This is a genomic window from Coleofasciculus chthonoplastes PCC 7420 (genome assembly GCF_000155555.1).
GTDB lineage: Bacteria > Cyanobacteriota > Cyanobacteriia > Cyanobacteriales > Coleofasciculaceae > Coleofasciculus > Coleofasciculus chthonoplastes_A.
The window spans coordinates 3,022-22,567 of record NZ_DS989881.1; the positions used below are offsets into that span (position 1 = coordinate 3,022).

The 19,546-nt window shown below is 47.1% G+C and carries 12 protein-coding genes; 11 read left to right on the top strand and 1 reads right to left on the bottom strand.

Annotated features, from left to right (window positions below):
• Positions 1 to 516 precede the first annotated feature (516 nt).
• Positions 517 to 648 carry a hypothetical protein gene (locus tag MC7420_RS43675; protein ID WP_006106348.1) on the bottom strand — a complete coding sequence of 44 codons (132 nt, stop codon included), beginning with the start codon at positions 646 to 648 and terminating at the stop codon, positions 517 to 519.
• Between the two features lie 367 nt (positions 649 to 1,015).
• Here MC7420_RS43675 and psb34 point away from each other — a divergent pair, with 367 nt between their 5' ends.
• The 11 genes from psb34 to MC7420_RS33705 all read left to right on the top strand — a co-directional run bounded on the left by psb34 (position 1,016) and on the right by MC7420_RS33705 (position 19,543).
• Positions 1,016 to 1,183: a photosystem II assembly protein Psb34 gene (gene psb34 / locus MC7420_RS40975; RefSeq protein WP_006106364.1), complete on the top strand. Its 168-nt coding sequence runs from the start codon at positions 1,016 to 1,018 to the stop codon at positions 1,181 to 1,183.
• A gap of 47 nt (positions 1,184 to 1,230) precedes the next feature.
• Positions 1,231 to 1,458, top strand: coding sequence for a photosystem II protein, Psb35-related (locus MC7420_RS33655; protein ID WP_006106387.1), 228 nt, complete (start codon positions 1,231 to 1,233; stop codon positions 1,456 to 1,458).
• A gap of 472 nt (positions 1,459 to 1,930) precedes the next feature.
• On the top strand, positions 1,931 to 3,013 hold the full coding sequence (psbA, locus tag MC7420_RS33660) for a photosystem II q(b) protein (RefSeq protein ID WP_044211237.1): 1,083 nt from the start codon (positions 1,931 to 1,933) through the stop codon (positions 3,011 to 3,013).
• 391 nt (positions 3,014 to 3,404) lie between these two features.
• Positions 3,405 to 4,430 (top strand): tyrosine-type recombinase/integrase, encoded by a 1,026-nt coding sequence (locus MC7420_RS33670; protein ID WP_232231846.1) that lies wholly within the window; start codon positions 3,405 to 3,407, stop codon positions 4,428 to 4,430.
• Positions 4,431 to 4,917: 487 nt separating this feature from the next.
• Positions 4,918 to 7,197, top strand: a complete 2,280-nt coding sequence (locus MC7420_RS33675) for a cellulose biosynthesis cyclic di-GMP-binding regulatory protein BcsB (RefSeq protein WP_006106343.1) — start codon at positions 4,918 to 4,920, stop codon at positions 7,195 to 7,197.
• Between the two features lie 98 nt (positions 7,198 to 7,295).
• On the top strand, positions 7,296 to 9,947 hold the full coding sequence (locus tag MC7420_RS33680) for a glycosyltransferase (RefSeq protein WP_006106382.1): 2,652 nt from the start codon (positions 7,296 to 7,298) through the stop codon (positions 9,945 to 9,947).
• A gap of 859 nt (positions 9,948 to 10,806) precedes the next feature.
• Positions 10,807 to 11,874, top strand: coding sequence for a response regulator (locus tag MC7420_RS33685; RefSeq protein WP_006106386.1), 1,068 nt, complete (start codon positions 10,807 to 10,809; stop codon positions 11,872 to 11,874).
• Positions 11,875 to 11,929: 55 nt separating this feature from the next.
• Positions 11,930 to 12,307, top strand: coding sequence for a response regulator (locus tag MC7420_RS33690; protein ID WP_006106355.1), 378 nt, complete (start codon positions 11,930 to 11,932; stop codon positions 12,305 to 12,307).
• A gap of 81 nt (positions 12,308 to 12,388) precedes the next feature.
• Positions 12,389 to 12,898, top strand: coding sequence for a chemotaxis protein CheW (locus MC7420_RS33695; protein WP_006106369.1), 510 nt, complete (start codon positions 12,389 to 12,391; stop codon positions 12,896 to 12,898).
• A 212-nt stretch (positions 12,899 to 13,110) separates the two neighbouring features.
• Positions 13,111 to 16,197 carry a GAF domain-containing protein gene (locus MC7420_RS33700; protein ID WP_006106373.1) on the top strand — a complete coding sequence of 1,029 codons (3,087 nt, stop codon included), beginning with the start codon at positions 13,111 to 13,113 and terminating at the stop codon, positions 16,195 to 16,197.
• A 58-nt stretch (positions 16,198 to 16,255) separates the two neighbouring features.
• Positions 16,256 to 19,543: a hybrid sensor histidine kinase/response regulator gene (locus MC7420_RS33705; RefSeq protein WP_006106383.1), complete on the top strand. Its 3,288-nt coding sequence runs from the start codon at positions 16,256 to 16,258 to the stop codon at positions 19,541 to 19,543.
• The last annotated feature ends 3 nt before the right edge of the window (positions 19,544 to 19,546 follow it).

The following is a 19,546-nucleotide window of genomic DNA, read 5'->3' on the forward strand; positions in this document are numbered from 1 at the left end:
GCGGTAGCCAAGGTCAGAGTTTTGTTGATGTTTGAGCTAAATTGAATTTCATGTCGATACTCTTATTTTGGAGAAGATTGAACTAGTAATAGTGACTTGTATTTTCTCTAGCGGAAGCTTAGTTCTTATTCTCAAGGTAACTGGCTATTCATCTTTTGTGGTAAACTTACAGTAAAGAAAACTGAATTTTGTGTAAAATTTTGATGAAAATAATAGATTTTGTTTCATTAATTGTCTCTCATTGTGCCGTATAGTGAACTGTCACATCCATGGGAGTAATTGTTTTGGGAGTCCAGCTACAATAAGAAGCAAGATTGAATTTCATGTCGATTATTTCAAGGCTTTGGGGATGAGTGACTTGAGTCCCCGGAGCTTCTTTATTGATGGAACTATTTCTGAAGCCTAACCTGATTTACGGGGATTTGTGGTGAAGCAGCCGTGAATAAAGCTGACAGTTGTGTAAAGGTTTAACAAGAATCCGTCAATGTCAGCCAAAAACCTATCTGTACGGCATTTCTAATAGTTTGTAGGATGCGTTCCAATCCGCACCCAACGCGATCGCTCCGGTAACTCTTCTCCTTTCAAAGCACAGTGGTTAATAAATACAACCGGGTCAGCCTCAAACTCCGGTTGAGTTTGTTCCTCCAACCGAAACTCATCAACCGCTACAACCTCCCAGAGGCGATCGCCCCCAGGGATACCCGCTCACTCCTAACCGGAACTCCCTCAGCCCATTCCCGACGTGCGCCCTTCACGCCCCGTGCAGTGCCACGCCATTACTCTTTCTCGTGCCAAAAATTCCTATCACAGTAATCTTGACAAATTGACTCACCTACCCATTACCCAAAAAAGCATCGCAATCACCAGGCGATACGTAATCTCTGGAGTTCATCTGCGTCATCACAGGACGGTGTTGATTAACATCACAAAAATAAAAAAGTCAAGTCACAGTCGATATTTGTAACAATTCGTTACGTTAGGAGTAACAAAACGTTACACAAGTCAGGAACCAGTTATGTATACCCGCGACGAAAGAGGAATTCTCAACAACTACGCCAGCGAACCTCAAATGTATTTCGCTGATTACCCCAGTGTGGAACAACAGCGTAACTATCTGTTACAGGGAGGAATCGCCACATTATTAGTTAGCGCATTAATGTTAACCGCATTAGCTGTCAGCTAAATACCTCAACACAACAGACAAAACTTTAACTCAAGGAGATAAACCCAATGACTATATTAATCGCACTATTTATTATCGGCTGGGTTGCAGCAGCAGTTTTAGGAACCCTCGCTTACTTCCGAGGAGAGCAAAGAAAGCCGATTCACGATCGCAACTGGCGTTCTGAATCATTTGAGCAGTTAGCCCAATCCATTACAGGGACTGAGATTGACTACACCGAGCGCACCCCAGCTTATCGGATGGATGCCTATTCCAGCGCCAATCTCCCGTCCTAGCTTCTTACTAAGTTTCGCGACGTTGTAGAGACGTGACATGGCACATCTCTAAATAACCCCAGCCATCGGATAGCTGGGGCTTGTAGCAGGTTCTTATACAAAAATTGCTACATTAGAGTAATAAAAATCTGAAAAAGAAATAAGAGAGCCACTCTCTCATGCAACTCTCTCTAAGCGTCCTAAAGGTACATCTACTACTCTCATAATCGCTTTTAGGACGCTGAGGTGTCACACCCAGTTTGAGATCAGTAACCAACTGGTAGAACTGATCCGTTATTCCTTACAGGGAGAATATTACAGGCGATCGCCACTCTTCAAAGACAAGAGAGCGATCGCCTGAATTATAAGCAAAATTTATCACTACAGTCAGGAACGCTAATCCTCATTTCCTTTACAAACCTTAACGTTATCTGTAAAGTAGTAAACATAATCATTCATTTGACTTAACAAGTCGAAAGCAATCATCCGAACCATGACAACTACATTACAACGTCGCGAATCCGCATCCTTGTGGGATCGGTTCTGCGAGTGGGTCACCTCCACCGAAAACCGCCTCTATGTAGGCTGGTTTGGTGTACTGATGATCCCCACTCTCTTAACCGCCACCACCTGCTTCATCATCGCCTTCATCGCCGCTCCCCCCGTGGACATCGATGGAATCCGCGAGCCTGTTGCTGGAAGCTTACTGTACGGTAACAACATCATCTCTGGTGCTGTTGTTCCTTCCTCCAACGCCATCGGCTTGCACTTCTATCCCATCTGGGAAGCTGCTTCCTTAGATGAGTGGCTTTACAACGGTGGTCCTTACCAGTTGGTAGCTTTCCACTTCCTCATTGGCGTCTTCGCCTACATGGGTCGTGAGTGGGAACTCTCCTACCGCTTAGGTATGCGTCCTTGGATCTGCGTAGCTTACAGCGCACCTGTAGCAGCAGCCACCGCCGTGTTCCTCATCTACCCCATCGGTCAAGGTTCATTCTCCGATGGAATGCCTCTGGGCATCTCTGGAACCTTCAACTTCATGTTCGTGTTCCAAGCTGAGCACAACATCCTGATGCACCCCTTCCACATGCTCGGTGTGGCTGGCGTATTCGGCGGTGCCTTGTTCAGCGCCATGCACGGTTCCTTGGTCACCAGCTCTCTGGTACGTGAAACCACCGAAGTTGAATCCCAGAACTACGGCTACAAGTTCGGTCAAGAAGAAGAAACCTACAACATCGTTGCCGCTCACGGCTACTTTGGTCGGTTAATCTTCCAATATGCTTCCTTCAACAACAGCCGTTCTCTGCACTTCTTCTTAGGTGCATGGCCCGTGGTTGGTATCTGGTTCACAGCACTGGGTATCAGCACCATGGCTTTCAACCTCAACGGATTCAACTTTAACCAGTCAATCCTGGATTCCCAAGGTCGTGTAGTCAACACCTGGGCAGACGTACTCAACCGCGCCAACTTAGGTTTTGAAGTTATGCACGAGCGCAACGCTCACAACTTCCCCTTAGACTTGGCGGCTGGTGAAACCACCCCGGTCGCATTGACTGCTCCTAGCATCAACGGCTAATCATTAAAAGAAAGCAGGCGGCGCGACGAGCAAGTAAATAGATGCGATTATCGCGTCACCTCAACTGAATAAAATTCAAAAAGCGCTCTCCCATAATGGGGGGGCGCTTTTTGGTGTTTATGATAGAAAAATGAAGCCCACATTTCGCTTTTTTTTAAAACATCAGCGATAATGTGGGCTTTCAGGGTTTTACAGAGTGCATCTGCCGTGGCTGGCAGGGTGCATCTGCCTAACAAGAGTGTGAAGTCAAACGCGGCGAATTGGGTATAGTTGTGATGAAATCTGATAGTCTGAATGTAAAAAGTCAGTAAAACGTCAGCTCCCCCCCGCAAGACCTCACGTCTTACCCTTCGGGTAGAGTAACTGTAACTAAATTCTTACGGAAACCCTGATGAGCGTAACATCTTGTGGAAAGAGTAATTCTGAAAAAATTTTGTCGAGTCCTTTTAACTCAGTAATGGACGGTTCCCTTTCAACATCGATTAATGATTCCTGGCTGTCTCAATCCCAAGATGATTTAATCTTTATGCTACTACAAGATAAGCGATCTCCCCATACACGGGCGGCTTATGGAAAAGACTTGAGAAACTTCTTTTTTGTAGTAGCTAATACCCCCGAACCAACACCACAGATTGTCATTGAGTTTTTATCCTTGGATAGGTTTGCGGCTGTGTCTTTGGTGCTTAAATATAAGGCTTTTCTGTTAGAGCAGGGGTTGATGCCAGCAACCGTCAATAGGCGATTGGCGGCGATTAAGTCTTTGGTTAAGTTTGCCCGGAAGATAGGACGCTGTAACTATAGCCTGGAAGATATTGAGGGGGAAAGAAATCGAGCCTATCGGGATACTACGGGCATTGATATCAAAGCGTTTAAGCGGGTTTTGATGGAGTGCGATCGCTCGACCAAAAAAGGATTGAGAGATTATGCTATCCTACACCTGCTCTGGTCTAATGCGCTAAGGCGTAGTGAGGTAGTGAGTCTTGATGTTAAGGACTTTGAGCCAAATAATAAGACGCTGACTATCCTGGGTAAAGGTCAAGCCTCACGACAGGTTATTAGTATCTCAGAAGCGACGACACAAGCAATCCTGGCTTGGTTAAATGAGAGAAATTGCGTTGACCCTAAGGCGCCTTTATTTGTGGCAGTGAGTTATAACAAACGCGGCAACCGCCTAACGGGTGAGGCACTGCGGCAATTGGTTTGTCTTTATTGCAAAAAAGCAGGGATAAGTAAACAGATGAGTCCTCACCGCATCCGACATTCCAGTATTACCCATGCTTTAGATGTTACGGGGGATGTCCGCAAAGTCCAGGGGTTGAGTCGCCATGTCAAGCTGGAAACTCTGATGATTTATGACGATAATCGCCAGAATTTGCAGGGGGAGGTATCTGAGCTTTTGTCCGATGCTTTGGAATGACCGAAACTCTCGCGAACATGATGAACTACCCAGACCTCAACGAAGTAGGTCTGGGTAGTTCATTATCTTAGCCTAAAAAGTCGTCCTTCCAGGACGAGGCTTGAGACCCAAATTTCCGGTCAATCCAACTCCGGATTGACCTGTAGAAGTTCTGTATCAAGTAGTTGAAGTCCTCTCTCGGCGTCAACTACCGCATACTAACCCTTCGGGTACAGTGTGGGCTGAGAATTTAGCCTAGGGACATTGCGAAAAACGGGGTGGCATTTCATAACGCGGCATTTTATCACAAGACTCAAGACTCCAACTAATGAAACGCTTTCTTCGTAAGGCACCCTACCATCTACCTTTGAGTAATCGAAATTCACACCGACACAATCGTCGCTTTACTCAACCCAAATTCCTTCGACAACAATAAACCGCTTCCAGCGAAAATATCTAATCTACTGTTATTACTCGGCTTCACGTTTCCCCTTGCCTTGACCACCACTTGGCTCAGGCTCAGAGTAATGCCCCAGCTTCCCCTGCCATCACCCCCTCGACTGAGACGTATCGGGAAGGCGCGGTTGATGAGAAGAAAGAACGCTCCAGCCAAGAGTTTGATCTACCATCACCGCCCCCTAAAGCGCCACAGGTTAAGGCAGCGCCCCAAGGTGACCCCTATGTCTTAGAATTCAACCGTAGCCCAGTCGTCGGCTCTCGCTTCAGCTTGCGGGGTATCTATGACGAAGCACGGCTAGGATTTACCCGTCCCCGCCAATGGAAGCTCAAATCTGTCAAAGCTCTGATTCGCTATCGCCATTCCCCGGCTCTCTATGCGACTCGCTCTAATCTGACTGTGATGATTAATGGGGCGAGTATCGGCAGTATTCCACTCAGCCAAGAGGAGGGCGAAATTGGCAATGCGGTATTTGATGTGCCGCTATCACAACTCCAGAACTATAACCAAATTACCATTGCTGCCCTACAAAATAATTCTCCCACTTGTACCCAAGACCCCTACGACCCTTCCCTGTGGACAGAGATTCTACCCGATTCTAAAATCACCTTTGACTACGAACCCCAACCGATTGCCCTAGACTTTAATCGCTATCCCTACCCCATCTTTGACGAACTCAGTTTAGAACCCAATCAGATTACTTACCTTTTACCGTCTAAAGTAGACCAGGCGTGGCTTACGGCAACCAGTCGCTTCCAAGCGTCTTTAGGTCGGATTGCTGATTACCGCCGCCTGAATACTCGCCTGGTGAAAACGGTTGACGATGTAAAGTTAACTGAGCAGTTAGTCGTTATTGGTACTCCAGAACAGCAAAGCGCCTTGAAGTCCCTGGCGTTGCCCATGCCAATCAAGGATAATCAAATTCTGGATGAAAAGGAGAAAGCGTTACCGCCTGATGTTGGGGTATTGATGCTGACAACTACCCCAGAGGATGTCGCCCCGGTGCTAGTGGCAACGGGTAATGGCGAAGCAGGGGTGAAGAAAGCTATCCAGTTTTTGGTGCAGTCCAAAGACCAAAAGATTGGCACAGGTCAAACGATTTTAGTGAAAGACCTAGATGCTGTACCTTCCCCGCCGCCCCGTGATTGGCCCGGTTATTTGCCCCTGGCAGAGGAATTTGAACTGTCTGACCTGACAAATCGCAGCGGTCAGCCTTTTGAAGATATAACGGTTCGGGGTTCTGATTCACCACCGATTGAATTTGACTTTCGGGCTTTACCCGATGACCGGTTTGAGTCAGGGAACTCCATGACTCTGGTTTACAGCTATGGACCGCAAATTAATGCCAAAACGTCCTTGGTGGAAGTGAAGCTCGATGATGTCGCATTGATTGGCAAACGGCTCACGTCTATCAATGGTGGCACTCGCGAGACCCTGAAAATTGACCTGCCGGGAGACCGAATCAAACCAACCTCAAAAATCCAGGTTGATTTCCGTCTGGATGCGCGGGAACGGCGTTCCTGTAGCAAGGTTACTGACCAACAGCTTTGGGGTACGTTGCATAACGATACCAGTTTTAAACTGAACCGGACAACGGCGGTTCAACTCCCTGACCTAAAACTGGTCACCTTGGGTTATCCCTTTGCCGCACCTCAGGATTTGTCCCAGATGGCAATGGTTCTGCCCAAGACTCCCTCACCCAGCGATGTGATGACGGCGTTGGAATTTAGTGCCAGATTGGGACGATTGACTAAGGCAGAATCGGTTCAATTTACGGTTTACACTGCCGATATGTTGCCACAAGAGGTACGTGAAGAATACCATCTAGTAGGGGTTGGCATCGAAAAGGATTTTCCTTTCCCAGAGGTTTTTACAGCAGGTGGCTTTGAACTGAGGGACACCCTGACGCGCCAGTTAGATGAAAGCGAGATTCAGGCGTCTCCTGATAATGATGGCGTTGTCAAGGAAATTATGTCTCCTTGGAATGACGAACGGGTGCTACTGGCTCTTGCTGCTCAAACGGACAAAGGTCTTGAACAAGTGCAGGATTTGTTAAAAAACGATCCTTTATTCTTCCAAATTCAGGATGATACTGTCCTGATTAGTGCCAATGAACAAGGCGCTGATGCTTATAGTCCAAATGCTTACAACCTTGATTTTTTCAAGCAACAACCGCTTGTAAGCGTGGAAAAAACGCCGCTGCCTAACCGAGTTCTCCGACTGTTGGGTACAAGTTGGTTCCTGTTGGGACCCGCTTTGGTGGCAGCAACGCTGATCCTTTATGCCCTTGTCCAGCTCTATCTTAAGCGGGTTGCTGGTCAGGAGAAATGATGGTTTGTCATTTGTCATTTGTCCTTTGTTGTTTGTCCATGACTAATTAATAACCAATAACTAATTTCCCATAACCAATGACCAATGACTAACTCCCAATGACGAGTCCATCCTCAAAAAGTAAGTCCAAGCTCAGTCGTACACGCTTTTGGATTTCGCCACAAAAGCGTGAACAATTAACCCATTGGTTGGTAGACCACCTACCGCACGCCTTTGACCAATTTTTTCAGTGGCTTTCTAACAATCAGATCCTCTTACTAATTGGGTCACTGGTGTTATTGCTACATCCCTTAATCACGGCTCGTCCGGCAATCTGGCAACAAGCCTTGGTTACTGCCCTGCTGCTGGCGGTGGGTCGTCTTGCCCTACAGATGGAAGGACAAAAGCCTACTAAAAAAAAGAGTGAGTATATTCACTTATTTTTAGTGTTACTGAGTCTAGTCACCACGGTGCGCTATCTCTATTACCGCGTTAACTATACCCTGAATCTGGATGACTGGCTCAATGGCATATTCAGTTTATTGTTATTTGTGGCGGAACTTTACGCTATTCTGACTCTTGTTCTTGCCTATTTTCAAACGCTCAAAATTAAAGACCGCCAACCTGTTGACCTTTCCCTGTATCCTGAAGAACAATGGCCCAAGGTTGATATTTATATTCCGACGTATAACGAAGATGTGGAAATTGTTCGCAAAACGACGCTGTGCGCTCTCGCTATTGATTATCCTGCGGACAAAAAAAAGGTGTATGTTTTAGATGATGGCAGAGCCGAAAAGTATAAAGCCCGTCGCGCTGAGTTACGCAAAACCTGTGAGGAACTGGGCGCAATTATGTTGACGCGGGATAATAATGACCATGCTAAAGCGGGGAATATTAATACGGCGTTTCGCCGGACAACGGGCGATTTGGTGTTAATTCTTGATTGTGACCACATGCCCGTCAAACAATTTTTGAAGCATACGGTTGGCTTCTTTTTTGATCCCCAAGTGGCTTTTGTCCAGACGCCTCACTGGTTCTTTAACCCTGACCCGTTTGAGCGGAATTTGTTAACTAAGGGTAAGATTCCGGTGGGGAATGAGTTGTTTTATAAGGTGCTGCAAAAGGGGAATGATTTTTGGAATGCGGCGTTTTTTTGTGGTTCGGCGGCGGTTATTCGTAAAGAGTATGCGCTGCAAATCGGTGGGATTGCGACAGAAACGGTGACTGAGGACTGTCACACGGCATTCCGGTTACATTCGCTGGGGTATAAGTCGTTCTATTATGACAAGATTATGGTCGCGGGTTTAGCGCCGGAGAAGTTTTCGGCTTATGTGGGTCAACAAGTGCGTTGGGCGCGGGGTATGGCTCAGATTCTGCGCTTGGAGAATCCGCTGATTAACCCGAAACTGAATTTGACGATTCCTCAGCGGATTTGTTATTTCAGTGCTACATCGCATTTTTTCTATGGCTATCCCCGTATGATGTATGCTCTGGCGCCGCCGCTGTTTTTGTTGTTTGGGATTAATTCGGTTAAAGGTTTGGGGCTAGAAACTCTATGTTATGCGCTGCCTCACATTATTTTGTCGATGCAGACGAATCATATTCCTTATAAGCATGTGCGTTTTTCGTTCTGGAATGAGATTTTTGAGTTTGCGATGTCATTCCAGGCGGGGATTGTTACGCTTTTGGCTGTCGTGAATCCTGGACTGGGGTCGTTTAATGTGACGGATAAAGGGCTTTCGGTGACGAAGCGCAGCTTTGATTTTGAGTCGGTGCGGTATCTGGTGATTGTCAGTGCGATCGCTTCGGCATCTTTGCTTACTTTACCGTTTTGGCTGATTCTGAGTCCAGAAGATACTCAAGCAGTTCTAATCAATGCGTTGTGGTGTATTTTTAATTTGTTTTTGCTATTAGCAGCGGTGCTGGTGGCATTTGAGCAACCCCAACTTCGGCGGGCGCACCGTCTACAACGGAAGTTGACCGCGATTATTCATAGTGGGGGTAGCAGTTGGACGGGTGAGACGATTGATGTGAGTGAAACCGGTGCCCAGATTCTGCTGGATGAGTGGCCCAATATTCCGGATGAAGTCAAGATTGAGTTGGTGGGAGATTACGGGGCGCGGGTGTTACTGAATGCTCGGGTACTGCGGGCGATGGCGACGAGTAAACTTCAGGCGAAGATTTTTGTTGATTTTATCAGTCTTAGCCGTACTCAAATTGATGATTTGACGTTGGTGATTTTTTCGGATGTGAAGGAGTGGTTTTCCCAAAGCCGTGTGGAGGAGGATAATCCTTGGGAATCCCTGAAGTTTATTGTGACTTCGATTAAGCGTGTCTTTGTGGAATTCCGTCCGGCGATTGCGGAGAAGATGGGTGTTAAAAGTACAGTACGGAAACAAGTTCAGGCTGTGGCGCAGCTTTACTGGGATGGGTGGGAAGGTCATTCGTATACGGCTAGAGTGATGGAAATCGGGACTCAGGATTTAAGATTGGAATTCGATGAACACCATATTTTGAATCTGGAAACCATGCAGCAAACTCGACCGCTGATTGGTTTACTGGTGAGTCAAGAGAAAAATGCCCCTCAGCCTCAGAGTTTGTTGGCTCAGGTGGAAATGATCGAAGAATTGGTGCCAACGCCGACTGGAGGGCGATTGGAACAGGTTACTAATGCACCGACTTACCGAATTGCTATGGAGTTAAGTTTTCCGGAATCATTAAAACGGCAGCAGCAACCCAAAATTCAACGGCTTTTGAAAACACTTGAATAAATTCAATTCGAGAAATATTTAGTATAGTTTAATATTTATAGCAACCACTGGCATCGGTTAGGACACATCAGAATTTAGTAGAGACTTCTAGGGAACGTCTATACCACAGTTCCTTTGTCCTAAGCTATGTGTCCACGGCTCGATTATCTGGAGTTTTTACTCAAAAAAAAATACCCAGCTTAACCCTCGACAATATTTTAATTATTCTCGCTGTAGATATAAATGAGTTTTTCCATAATTTCTTTATATATTTTTCGATTATTTTATCATCGCTTTACCTTGTTTATAATAAAATTCTGTTAAGATAATGAATAAGAAGTGCTGGATTGGTAAATCTACCCTTAACTGGAGATTTTTTTGTTACCAGAGGATGTATTCCCGCTTTTAAGGTAAGCCTCTATCTCTTTTAATTTGAGATAAAGTGAACCTCTATAAGCGTGACAATGCCAGCAGATATCCATGTTATTATGGACTATTGATAGACACTCTGACCAATGCTTTTTGGTGCTTAGTGAGCTAATTTTATAGCCAGAGAATAAAAGAGTCAAGCCTGCTCCCATGGCGTGCGATTTTTTTATCACCCATTCATTCCAGGATGCAGCTACTCCCTGAAGAGAAAAACTTTTCCATTGCCCGGATTGCCAGGGAACAGGGATAAAAATGCAAAAAGATTCAATAAGCCTGAATTGTTGGTTATTGCTGCTCAAGAAGAGTATTTTTCGGCAACCGGAAGCTCTTTCTTAACCTTGAAATGATCTTTCTCGTGGCAACGTGATTCTCTCGCTTAGGAAAGTACTTTGTAAGGGCGTGAGTCAACAATTCTAGTTGCGACGATTGGATGAGACCCAGGTAGATACACATGAACACCGTTTCTATGGCTAGCTATAGATCTTCCCAAAGGCTAAACCCGCTCTCGTTATTAGCACAATTATCTAGTCGCCAGGCTAATGGTTGTTTACAAATATCGAGTGGATCTGTTTCTTGGTCAATCCATCTAGAACAGGGTAAACTAATCTATGCTTCAGATTCAGTTGATCCATTCGAGCGACTTGACCGCCATTTGCGTCAGCTTTCTCGTGAAATTCCGACACTTGTCAGTGCTGTTCGGGTTCAGGTTCGCTTGCTATTTGAATCTGATTTAGAGAGTCAGTCGAGTCAAAATCCGGATTACCAAGCGATTAACTGGTTAGTCAATCAACAGTATCTCAACTCAGCCCAAGCCGCAACTCTCATCGAAGAGTTAGCGGAAGAAGTCATTCGTTCGCTGCTTCCGGTTAGAGAAGGAACTTACCAATTAATTCCTCAAGATAATTTTGAGGATTTGCCTAAGTTCTGTCGCATTGAGCTACGAACACTGGTTGAACGCTGTCACGAACAATTGCGACGCCAGCAGTCTTCAGAATCCGTTAATGCGGCGTCTAGCACTCCGGCTAATGCTTCGGCTCAAACGAGTACTCCTGCTAAGTTAGAGTTAATTCAAAAACCTAGCCAAAATTTAGCTAATAAATCGGCTAATACGAGCGGCGCGGCGGGTGCAACTCAAACTACTGCCAAGAAGAAAACTACCTACACGATTGCTTGTATTGATGATAGTACAACGGTCTTGAATGCGATTAATTCTTTTTTGGATGATAAAAGCTTCTCGGTGGTGATGATTAATGACCCAGTAAGGGCATTAATGCAGGTTGTCCGGATTAAGCCTGACCTGATTTTGCTGGATGTGGAAATGCCTAATTTAGATGGCTATGAATTATGTTCTCTGTTGCGGAAGCATTCGCTGTTTAAGACAACTCCCATCATCATGGTAACGGGTCATACTGGGTTTCTAGACCGAGCTAAGGCGAAGTTAGTCCGGGCATCGGGCTACTTGACTAAACCGTTTAACCAATCCGAATTACTAAAGATGGTGTTTAAACACTTATCTTAGTTCAGGAGTATCACGAATAGATTTTTTTGAGTTAATTTATGAGGATAGCTGAACGATGAGTACAACGTTGATGGGTACAATTTTGATTGTAGAAGATACTTTATCTGAACTGGAATTAATGAGCCATTATCTTCGAGAAAGTGGCTATAACGTTATCAATGCTATTGGTGCTAAAGAAGCGCTGAATAAGGTGTTGGAGCAAAAGCCAGATGTAATTGTTACGGATGTGGTTATGCCAGGGATGAGCGGTTTTGAGCTATGTCGTAGGTTGAAGACTCATCCGGTTACGGAAAAGATTCCTATCGTCATTTGTTCATCTAAAAATCAGGAAATTGATCGCCTTTGGGGGATGAAACAAGGTGCTGATGCCTACCTGACTAAACCCTTTACTCGCGAACAAATTCTACGTGCCATTAAATCCGTCGCTCTGTAGGACAGTTTATGTCTATTGTCGTTTGTTTATTGTAAAAATCGATAACTCATGACTAATGACTAATGACCCATAAATAAAATTATGCCGGATTTACCTACTCTGACCAGTACACTCGCTCTTTTACCGAAAAAACCCCTGCATCCGAAAAATCAGGGAGATACTTATCTTAAGTTTCAGTTAGGTGAAAAAACATCGGCTGTTTTGTCAATGAGTCGGGCGCAGGAAGTTATTGTTTTGCCACCGGGACGATTGACACCAATGCCCAATATGCCTCCTTATGTTTTGGGATTGCTGAATCGGCGTTCTCGCGTTTTGTGGGTGATTGATTTGGGGAAGATGTTAGGGTTACCAGAAGTTCTAACGAATGTTCAGCAATACAGCATCATCATTATCCGCAATAGTTCAGGGGCTTTAGGGCTAGTTGTGCAAACGGTTGAAGGTGTGGTGCGTCTGACACCGGATTCGATTCAATCGCCGCATGGTCAAGTGTCATCGAGTTTGGTTCCTTATTTACGCGGATGTACTTTACAAGAGCGAGAAATTTTATTGGTTCTGGATACTGAGGCGATTATGGGTTACGCGCAGCGATAAGTAAACAGAAGAGATCGATTGAATTCTTGGCAAAGATAGCTTTGGTGGGAGGCGAGGGAAAAAGGACTTTTGTTACGGCTTTTTATCTCATTGCCAATTTATTATCACACAATGGTGCTTGTTTCATGGTTCAGAAATTCGATACAGCCAGTAATGGTGATAACCAAATTCCAGATAATATCAGTAGTAATAGCGTGAGGGACAATGGCTCCATGTACGGTGCTGACTTTCAGGATAAAATGAATGCGGCTCCGACGTTTCCTGTCAGTGCAACTCCTGCACCTGTAAGCGACGGGTCTGCTAAAACGGGTTCCTGGTGGGGGCGGCTTTCATTATCGACTAAAGCTACAATTTTGGCGGTTACGCTTAGTGTGGTTCCTGTTCTGGGAATTGGGACTGTTGACTATGTTTTGGTTAACCAAACGATTAAGGAAGAAATTGCCCAAGATAAGTCGAGCAAAACGCTGTCAAACCTGCTGTGGGGAACGGGGATAACGGCGTTGTTGGCGGGTGTGGTGGCTGTGTTGCTGGCTAAACGTGCGGTTGAACCCATTCTTGAGGCGTCCAGCGCGGTTCAGAAACTGGCTCAAGGGGATTTGGATACCCGTCTCCATGTCGCAGGAGATGATGAACTTGCCAGTTTGGGGTCTAGTATTAATCGCATGGTTTCTCAGGTTCAGACGCTTCTGGAAGAGCAAAAAGCGTCCGCCCTGGCGCTACGAACCTATGCTGAAACGGTGAATGCGGCGAGTCGAGGGGATAAGCAGTTTCTGTTTGATCGGGCGGTTACGGAAGCTAAAAAACAACTGAATGCGGATCGGGTGGTAATCTATGGGTTTGAACCGGATTGGAGTGGTAGTATTGTTGCTGAATCCGTTGATCCCGGTTGGCCCAGGGCGCTGATGGATAAAATTACAGACCCCTGTATTCCTCGAAAAATTCTAGAAGAGTATCGCCAAGGGCGGGTTGTCCCGACATCTAATGTTCAGCAAACGGGTTATTCTCCGGATCATCTCCAGCTTTTAGCCCGACTGTCGGTAAAATCGAATTTGGTTGTGCCGATTGTATCAGGTGATGTTCTGATTGGTCTATTGGTTGCTCATCAATGCGCTAATACCCGTGTGTGGCAACCGTCGGAAATTGATTTCCTCAAAGAGTTAGCGACTCAAGTGGGTCTTTCTTTAAGTAGTATTACTCTGGCGTCATCGAAAACGGCTGAAGCTGAACGAGTGCAGCGCTGGAATGATATTATTCCCCGGATTCGCCAGTCGCTCAAAGCTGAGGAGATTCTGGAAACGGCGGTAACGGCGGTTCGTGAAGCCCTTTTGACGGATCGGGTGCTGATTTTCCGCTTTGATGATGCTAACAGTGGTACGTTTGTTTCCGAAGCCGTAGCCCCCGGTTGGAGCAAAGTTCGGGGACAATCGTTTAAAGCGGCAGACAAGGACGGGGATATCGCTGAAGTCTACAGCGATGGACAGATTCGTATCGGTGATAACCTTGATGATAAAAGCCGCGATGATTGGGAGTACACCATGCTCTCGGAACTGTCGGTTAAGGCTTATATGATGGCTCCGATTATCCGAGAGGGTAAAGTTTATGGCTTACTTTGTGGTCACCAGTGTTCCAAACCCCGCATCTGGCTAGAGGCAGAAACGGAGCTATTCTCCCAAATTGCTGACCAAGTTGGCTTTGCTCTCGACCAAGCGGCGCTGTTGGAACAGCAAGCAACGGCTACTGAACTGGCTCAGCAACTTAACGATATTACGTCTAATATTCGGGAGTCGTTCAATGTTGAAGAAATCTATGAGGCGGCGATTACAGGGGTGCGCCAAACCTTAGGCACTGACCGAGCGGTTGTGTATCTGTTTGATGCTAACTGGCAAGGTACTATTGTGGCTGAATCTGTGGGGCGTACCTTCCCCAAAGCTCTGGGTGCCAATATTGCTGATCCCTGTTTTGCGGATCAATATGTGGAAAAGTACAAGCGGGGTTTTGTCAGTAGTAATGAAAACATTTATGAGGCGAACTTGAACCAATGTTACCTGGGTCAGCTTGAACCGTTCAAGGTTAAGGCGAATTTGGTCGCGCCGATTCTGGCAGAGGGGAATTTACTGGGGCTGTTGGTTACTCATCAATGTTCTAGTTCGCGCCGTTGGCAGGAGGCGGAGATTAATTTCTTTAAGCAGGTGGCGATTCAAGTGGGTTTTGCTCTTGACCAAGCTAATCTGTTGGAACAGCGGGAACAAGCCCGGATTGAGGCGGAGTTGGCTTCTCAGGAACAGCGTCAACAGAAGGAATCGCTTCAGCTTCAGCTTTTGGAGTTGCTTTCTGATGTGGAAGGGGCTGCCCGAGGGGATTTGACGGTGCGGGCGGATGTGACTGTGGGTGAAATTGGTACGGTAGCCGACTTTTTCAATGCCGTTATTGAAAGTCTGCGGGGAATTGTTACGCAAGTGAAAACGGCGGCGACTCAGGTGAATACGTCCTTGGGTGAAAATGAAGGGGCAATTCGTCAATTGTCGGAGGAGGCGCTGAAACAGGCGGAGGAAACGACTCGCACTCTGGATTCGGTTGAGCAAATGACTCGTTCGATTCAACAGGTGGCTGAGAATGCTCGTCAAGCGGCGGCTGTGGCTCGCACGGCTTCAACGACGGCTGAAGCTGGGGGACTGGCTATGGATCGTTCGGTGAAGAATATTCTGGGATTGCGAGAAACTGTAGCAGAAACGGCGAAGAAAGTCAAGCGGTTGGGTGAATCGTCCCAACAGATTTCTAAGGTGGTGTCTTTGATTAACCAAATTGCGCTGCAAACGAATTTATTGGCGATTAACGCCGGGATTGAGGCGGCTCGAGCGGGGGAAGAAGGTCAAGGGTTTGCTGTGGTTGCTGAGGAAGTTGGGGAATTGGCGGCTCGCTCGGCGGCGGCGACACGAGAGATTGAACAGATTGTGGATAATATCCAACAAGAAACGGCGTCTGTGGTTGAGGCGATGGAGTTGGGTACGTCTCAGGTGGTGGAAGGGACGCATCTGGTTGAGGATGCGAAGCAGAGTTTGAGTCAAATTTTAGAGGTGTCTCGCCAGATTGACCAGTTGGTGCAGTCGATTTCGACGGCTACGGTGTCTCAAGCGGAAACTAGCCAAGCGATTACTGAGTTGATGAAGGATATTGCTGCTCTTTCTGAACGCACGTCGAATTCGACTCGTCAAGTGGCTAGTTCTCTTCAAGATACTGTGGGGATTGCTGAGGAATTACAGGCATCTGTGGGCGCGTTCAACGTTGGTACAGAAGGGTAATGGCTGAAGGAACCCAAAAACTTCACACTTCGTACTTTATATAAGATATGTTTCTACCATGTCACAGGACAAGGAACTTGAAATTCAGCTCCAGTTTCTCGAAGAAGCCCAGGAATATCTGGATACTATTGAATCGGCACTCCTGGGTTTAGCTGGGAACCATATTGAGAGTCAGCAAATGGATTCGATTTTGCGGGCGGCTCATTCGGTTAAGGGGGGTGCGGGAATGATGGGGTATCAGACGTTGAGTCATCTGGCTCACCGTCTGGAGGATTCGTTTAAGGTGATGAAGGTTCAGAGGAATTCCTTGAATGTGGATGCTGAACTTGAGGGCTTGTTGTTGGGGGCGGTGGATCGTCTCTCCAGCGTGCTTTCTCTTAATCGCCAGGGAACGGATGCTGACCCTGATTGGGTTTCGACTCAAGCGACGCCGGTTTTTGATCAGCTACATGAACGTCTGGGTGATCCGGTTGAGGAAGACGCCAACAGTATGCTGGGGGCGGAAGATGGTACGAATGTTGCGGCTTTACTGTTTGAAACTGAGGTGGAGGGGTGTCTGGCTCGGTTGGAATCGGTGGTGGAGGACCCCCAAGCGCCTTGCTTAGAGGAAGAGGTTTCGATTCTTGCCCAAGAGTTGGGGGGGTTGGGCGAGATGCTACAGCTGGAGGCTTTTAGTAGCTTGTGTGAGTCTGTGGTTCAAAGCCTGGAAGCTGCTCCCAATCAGGTTCGAGAGATTGCTAAGGCGGCGCTTCAAGCTTGGCGGCGATCGCAAGCGCTGGTTTTGGTGAATCAAGTTGGTAGCTTGCCGACTCATATCGAAGTGCCGGGAGTTGTTGTAACACCGACGAGTACACCGACGCCTGCTACTGAGTTGGTGGAAGAGGATTGGGTTGCTGAGTTTGACAGTTATACCTCAGACACTGAGTTTGTTGAAGAAGCACAAACGGCGGCTGAGTTTGACTATACCTCAGACACTGAGTTTGTGGAAGCGGCGGGAACAGCGGCTGAGTTTGACTATACCTCAGACACTGAGTTTGTTGAAGCGGCGGGAACGGCGGCTGAGTTTGACATTCATACCCCAGATACTGAGTTTGTGGAAGCGGCGGGAACGGCGGCTGAGTTTGACATTCATACCCCAGATACTGAAGCTGCCGAACCGTTGGTTAGTGACGAGGGTATTTTTGAGCCAACGGCTACAACGTCCTTCAGTGGTTCTCTGTCGAGAACTGTCGATCGCGATGCTGGCGTGGAAAGAGCCGATGAGGTGAGATGGCAAGAGGTGAAAGCCTCGTCGAATCAAGCAGAAAGAGCGACTAAGGATTCTCCAGAAAATACTGTCCGTATTCCAGTTCGGCAATTGGATCGGCTTAACGATCTGTTTGGAGAACTGACCATTGAGCGTAATGGTCTTAGTTTACACTTGGCTCGTTTGCGTACTTTGATGGAAAAACTCAGCCGCCGAGTTAACCATCTGGAGCAATCGAATGTTCGCCTGCGTACCACCTATGATACTGTTGCCACAGGGGTCAGTTCTGTGCCAGCGGGGTTAAAATCCCTGGTGAATTCTCGCTCCGCAAAACCGGGCGGTTCATGGCGTCCAACCCAGGTGCAAAGTCTGACGGGTTTCCCTGATGAGAATGTTTCCAGCGGTGAACCTGGAGACAGTCTGCAAGATATCAGCAGCGCTTTTGATGCTTTGGAAATGGACCATTACAGCGACTTACATTTGCTGTCGATGGAAGTGATGGAAACGATTGTCCAGATTCAGGAAGTCACGTCTGATATTGAACTGAGTCTGGAAGATACTGACGGAACGGTTCGCGAACTTAACCAAACGGCTAAGCAGCTACAAACGAATCTGACTCGGGTTCGGATGCGTCCTTTGTCGGATTTGGTGGGGCGATTTCAACGCGCTTTACGGGATCTGGCGTTACAGCATGGGAAAGAGGTTGAACTTAAGGTTTCTGGGAAGGGGACTCTGATTGATCGCAGTATTTTGGAGGCGCTCTCAGATCCGTTGATGCACCTGGTTCGCAATGCGTTTGACCACGGGATTGAGAAACCTGATATTCGTCAGTCTCAAGGGAAACCGGCTCAGGGGACGATTGAAATTAAAGCGGCTCACCGGGGGAACCAGACGATTATTACGATTAGTGATGATGGGAATGGGATTAATCTGGATAAAATCCGGGCAAGGGCTGAACAAATGGGGTTGGATGCGGAACTGCTGGCGGCGGCGAGTGAGGATGAGTTGCTCTCGCTGATTTTTGAACCGGGTTTTAGTACGGCTGAACGGGTGACTGACCTGTCGGGTCGAGGTGTGGGGATGGATGTGGTGCGTAATAATCTTAAGCAAATCCGGGGGGATATTCGGGTTGATACTCAACCGGGTCAGGGGACAACGTTTACGCTGACGGTGCCGTTTACTTTGTCTGTGGCACGGGTTCTGTTGGTTGAGAGTAATCATACTATGTTGGCGTTTCCGACGGATGTGATTGAGGAAATGCTTTTACTGGATGAGGAGCAGATTTTGAGGACTCCGGGTAGTGAGGTTCTTAAGTGGGAAGAGGAGATGATTCCTCTGATTCGTTTGGGTACGTGGTTAAGGTTTAATTGCTCGCGTAAAATAACGACTCCGGAAGGTGTACCGAGTATTAGTGAGCCAACGGTGCTGATGATTAGTCCTGGGGATCAGTTGATTGCGCTACAGGTGGATCGCTGTTGGGGTGAGCAGGAGGTGGCGATTCGCCAAGTGGAAGGTCCTCTTTCTATGCCGGCTGGGTTTGCTAGTTGTACGATTCTGGGTGATGGTAAGGTTGTGCCGCTGGTGGATGCGGCTTCATTGCTGCGCTGGATGAGGAGTGAGCGCACGCCGGACACGGATGGGTCACTGGTGGAGCAGTTGCCTCAATTGGATGCGCCTAGTCGTGAGCAGCCACTCAATGTGGCGACGCCTCAACCCCAGAGAGATACGGTTCTGGTGGTTGATGATTCGATTAATGTGCGCCGATTTTTAGCGTTGGCTTTGGAAAAGGCTGGGTATTTGGTGGAACAAGCCAAAGATGGTCAAGATGCTGTGGAAAAACTGTTGGGGGGGTTACAGGTGCAGGCGGTTATTTGTGATATTGAGATGCCTCGCCTGGATGGTTACGGCTTTTTGGCTCGGATCAAGTCTGACCCGGCTTTCAGCGATTTACCGGTTTCGATGCTGACGTCTCGAACTGGGGAGAAACATCGCCAGTTAGCGATGACGTTGGGTGCAAGTGGCTATTTTTCTAAGCCTTACAATGAGCGTGAGTTATTAGATACTCTAGAGCAGTTAATTCGGGGCAAGGTTCCGGTTTGAGTT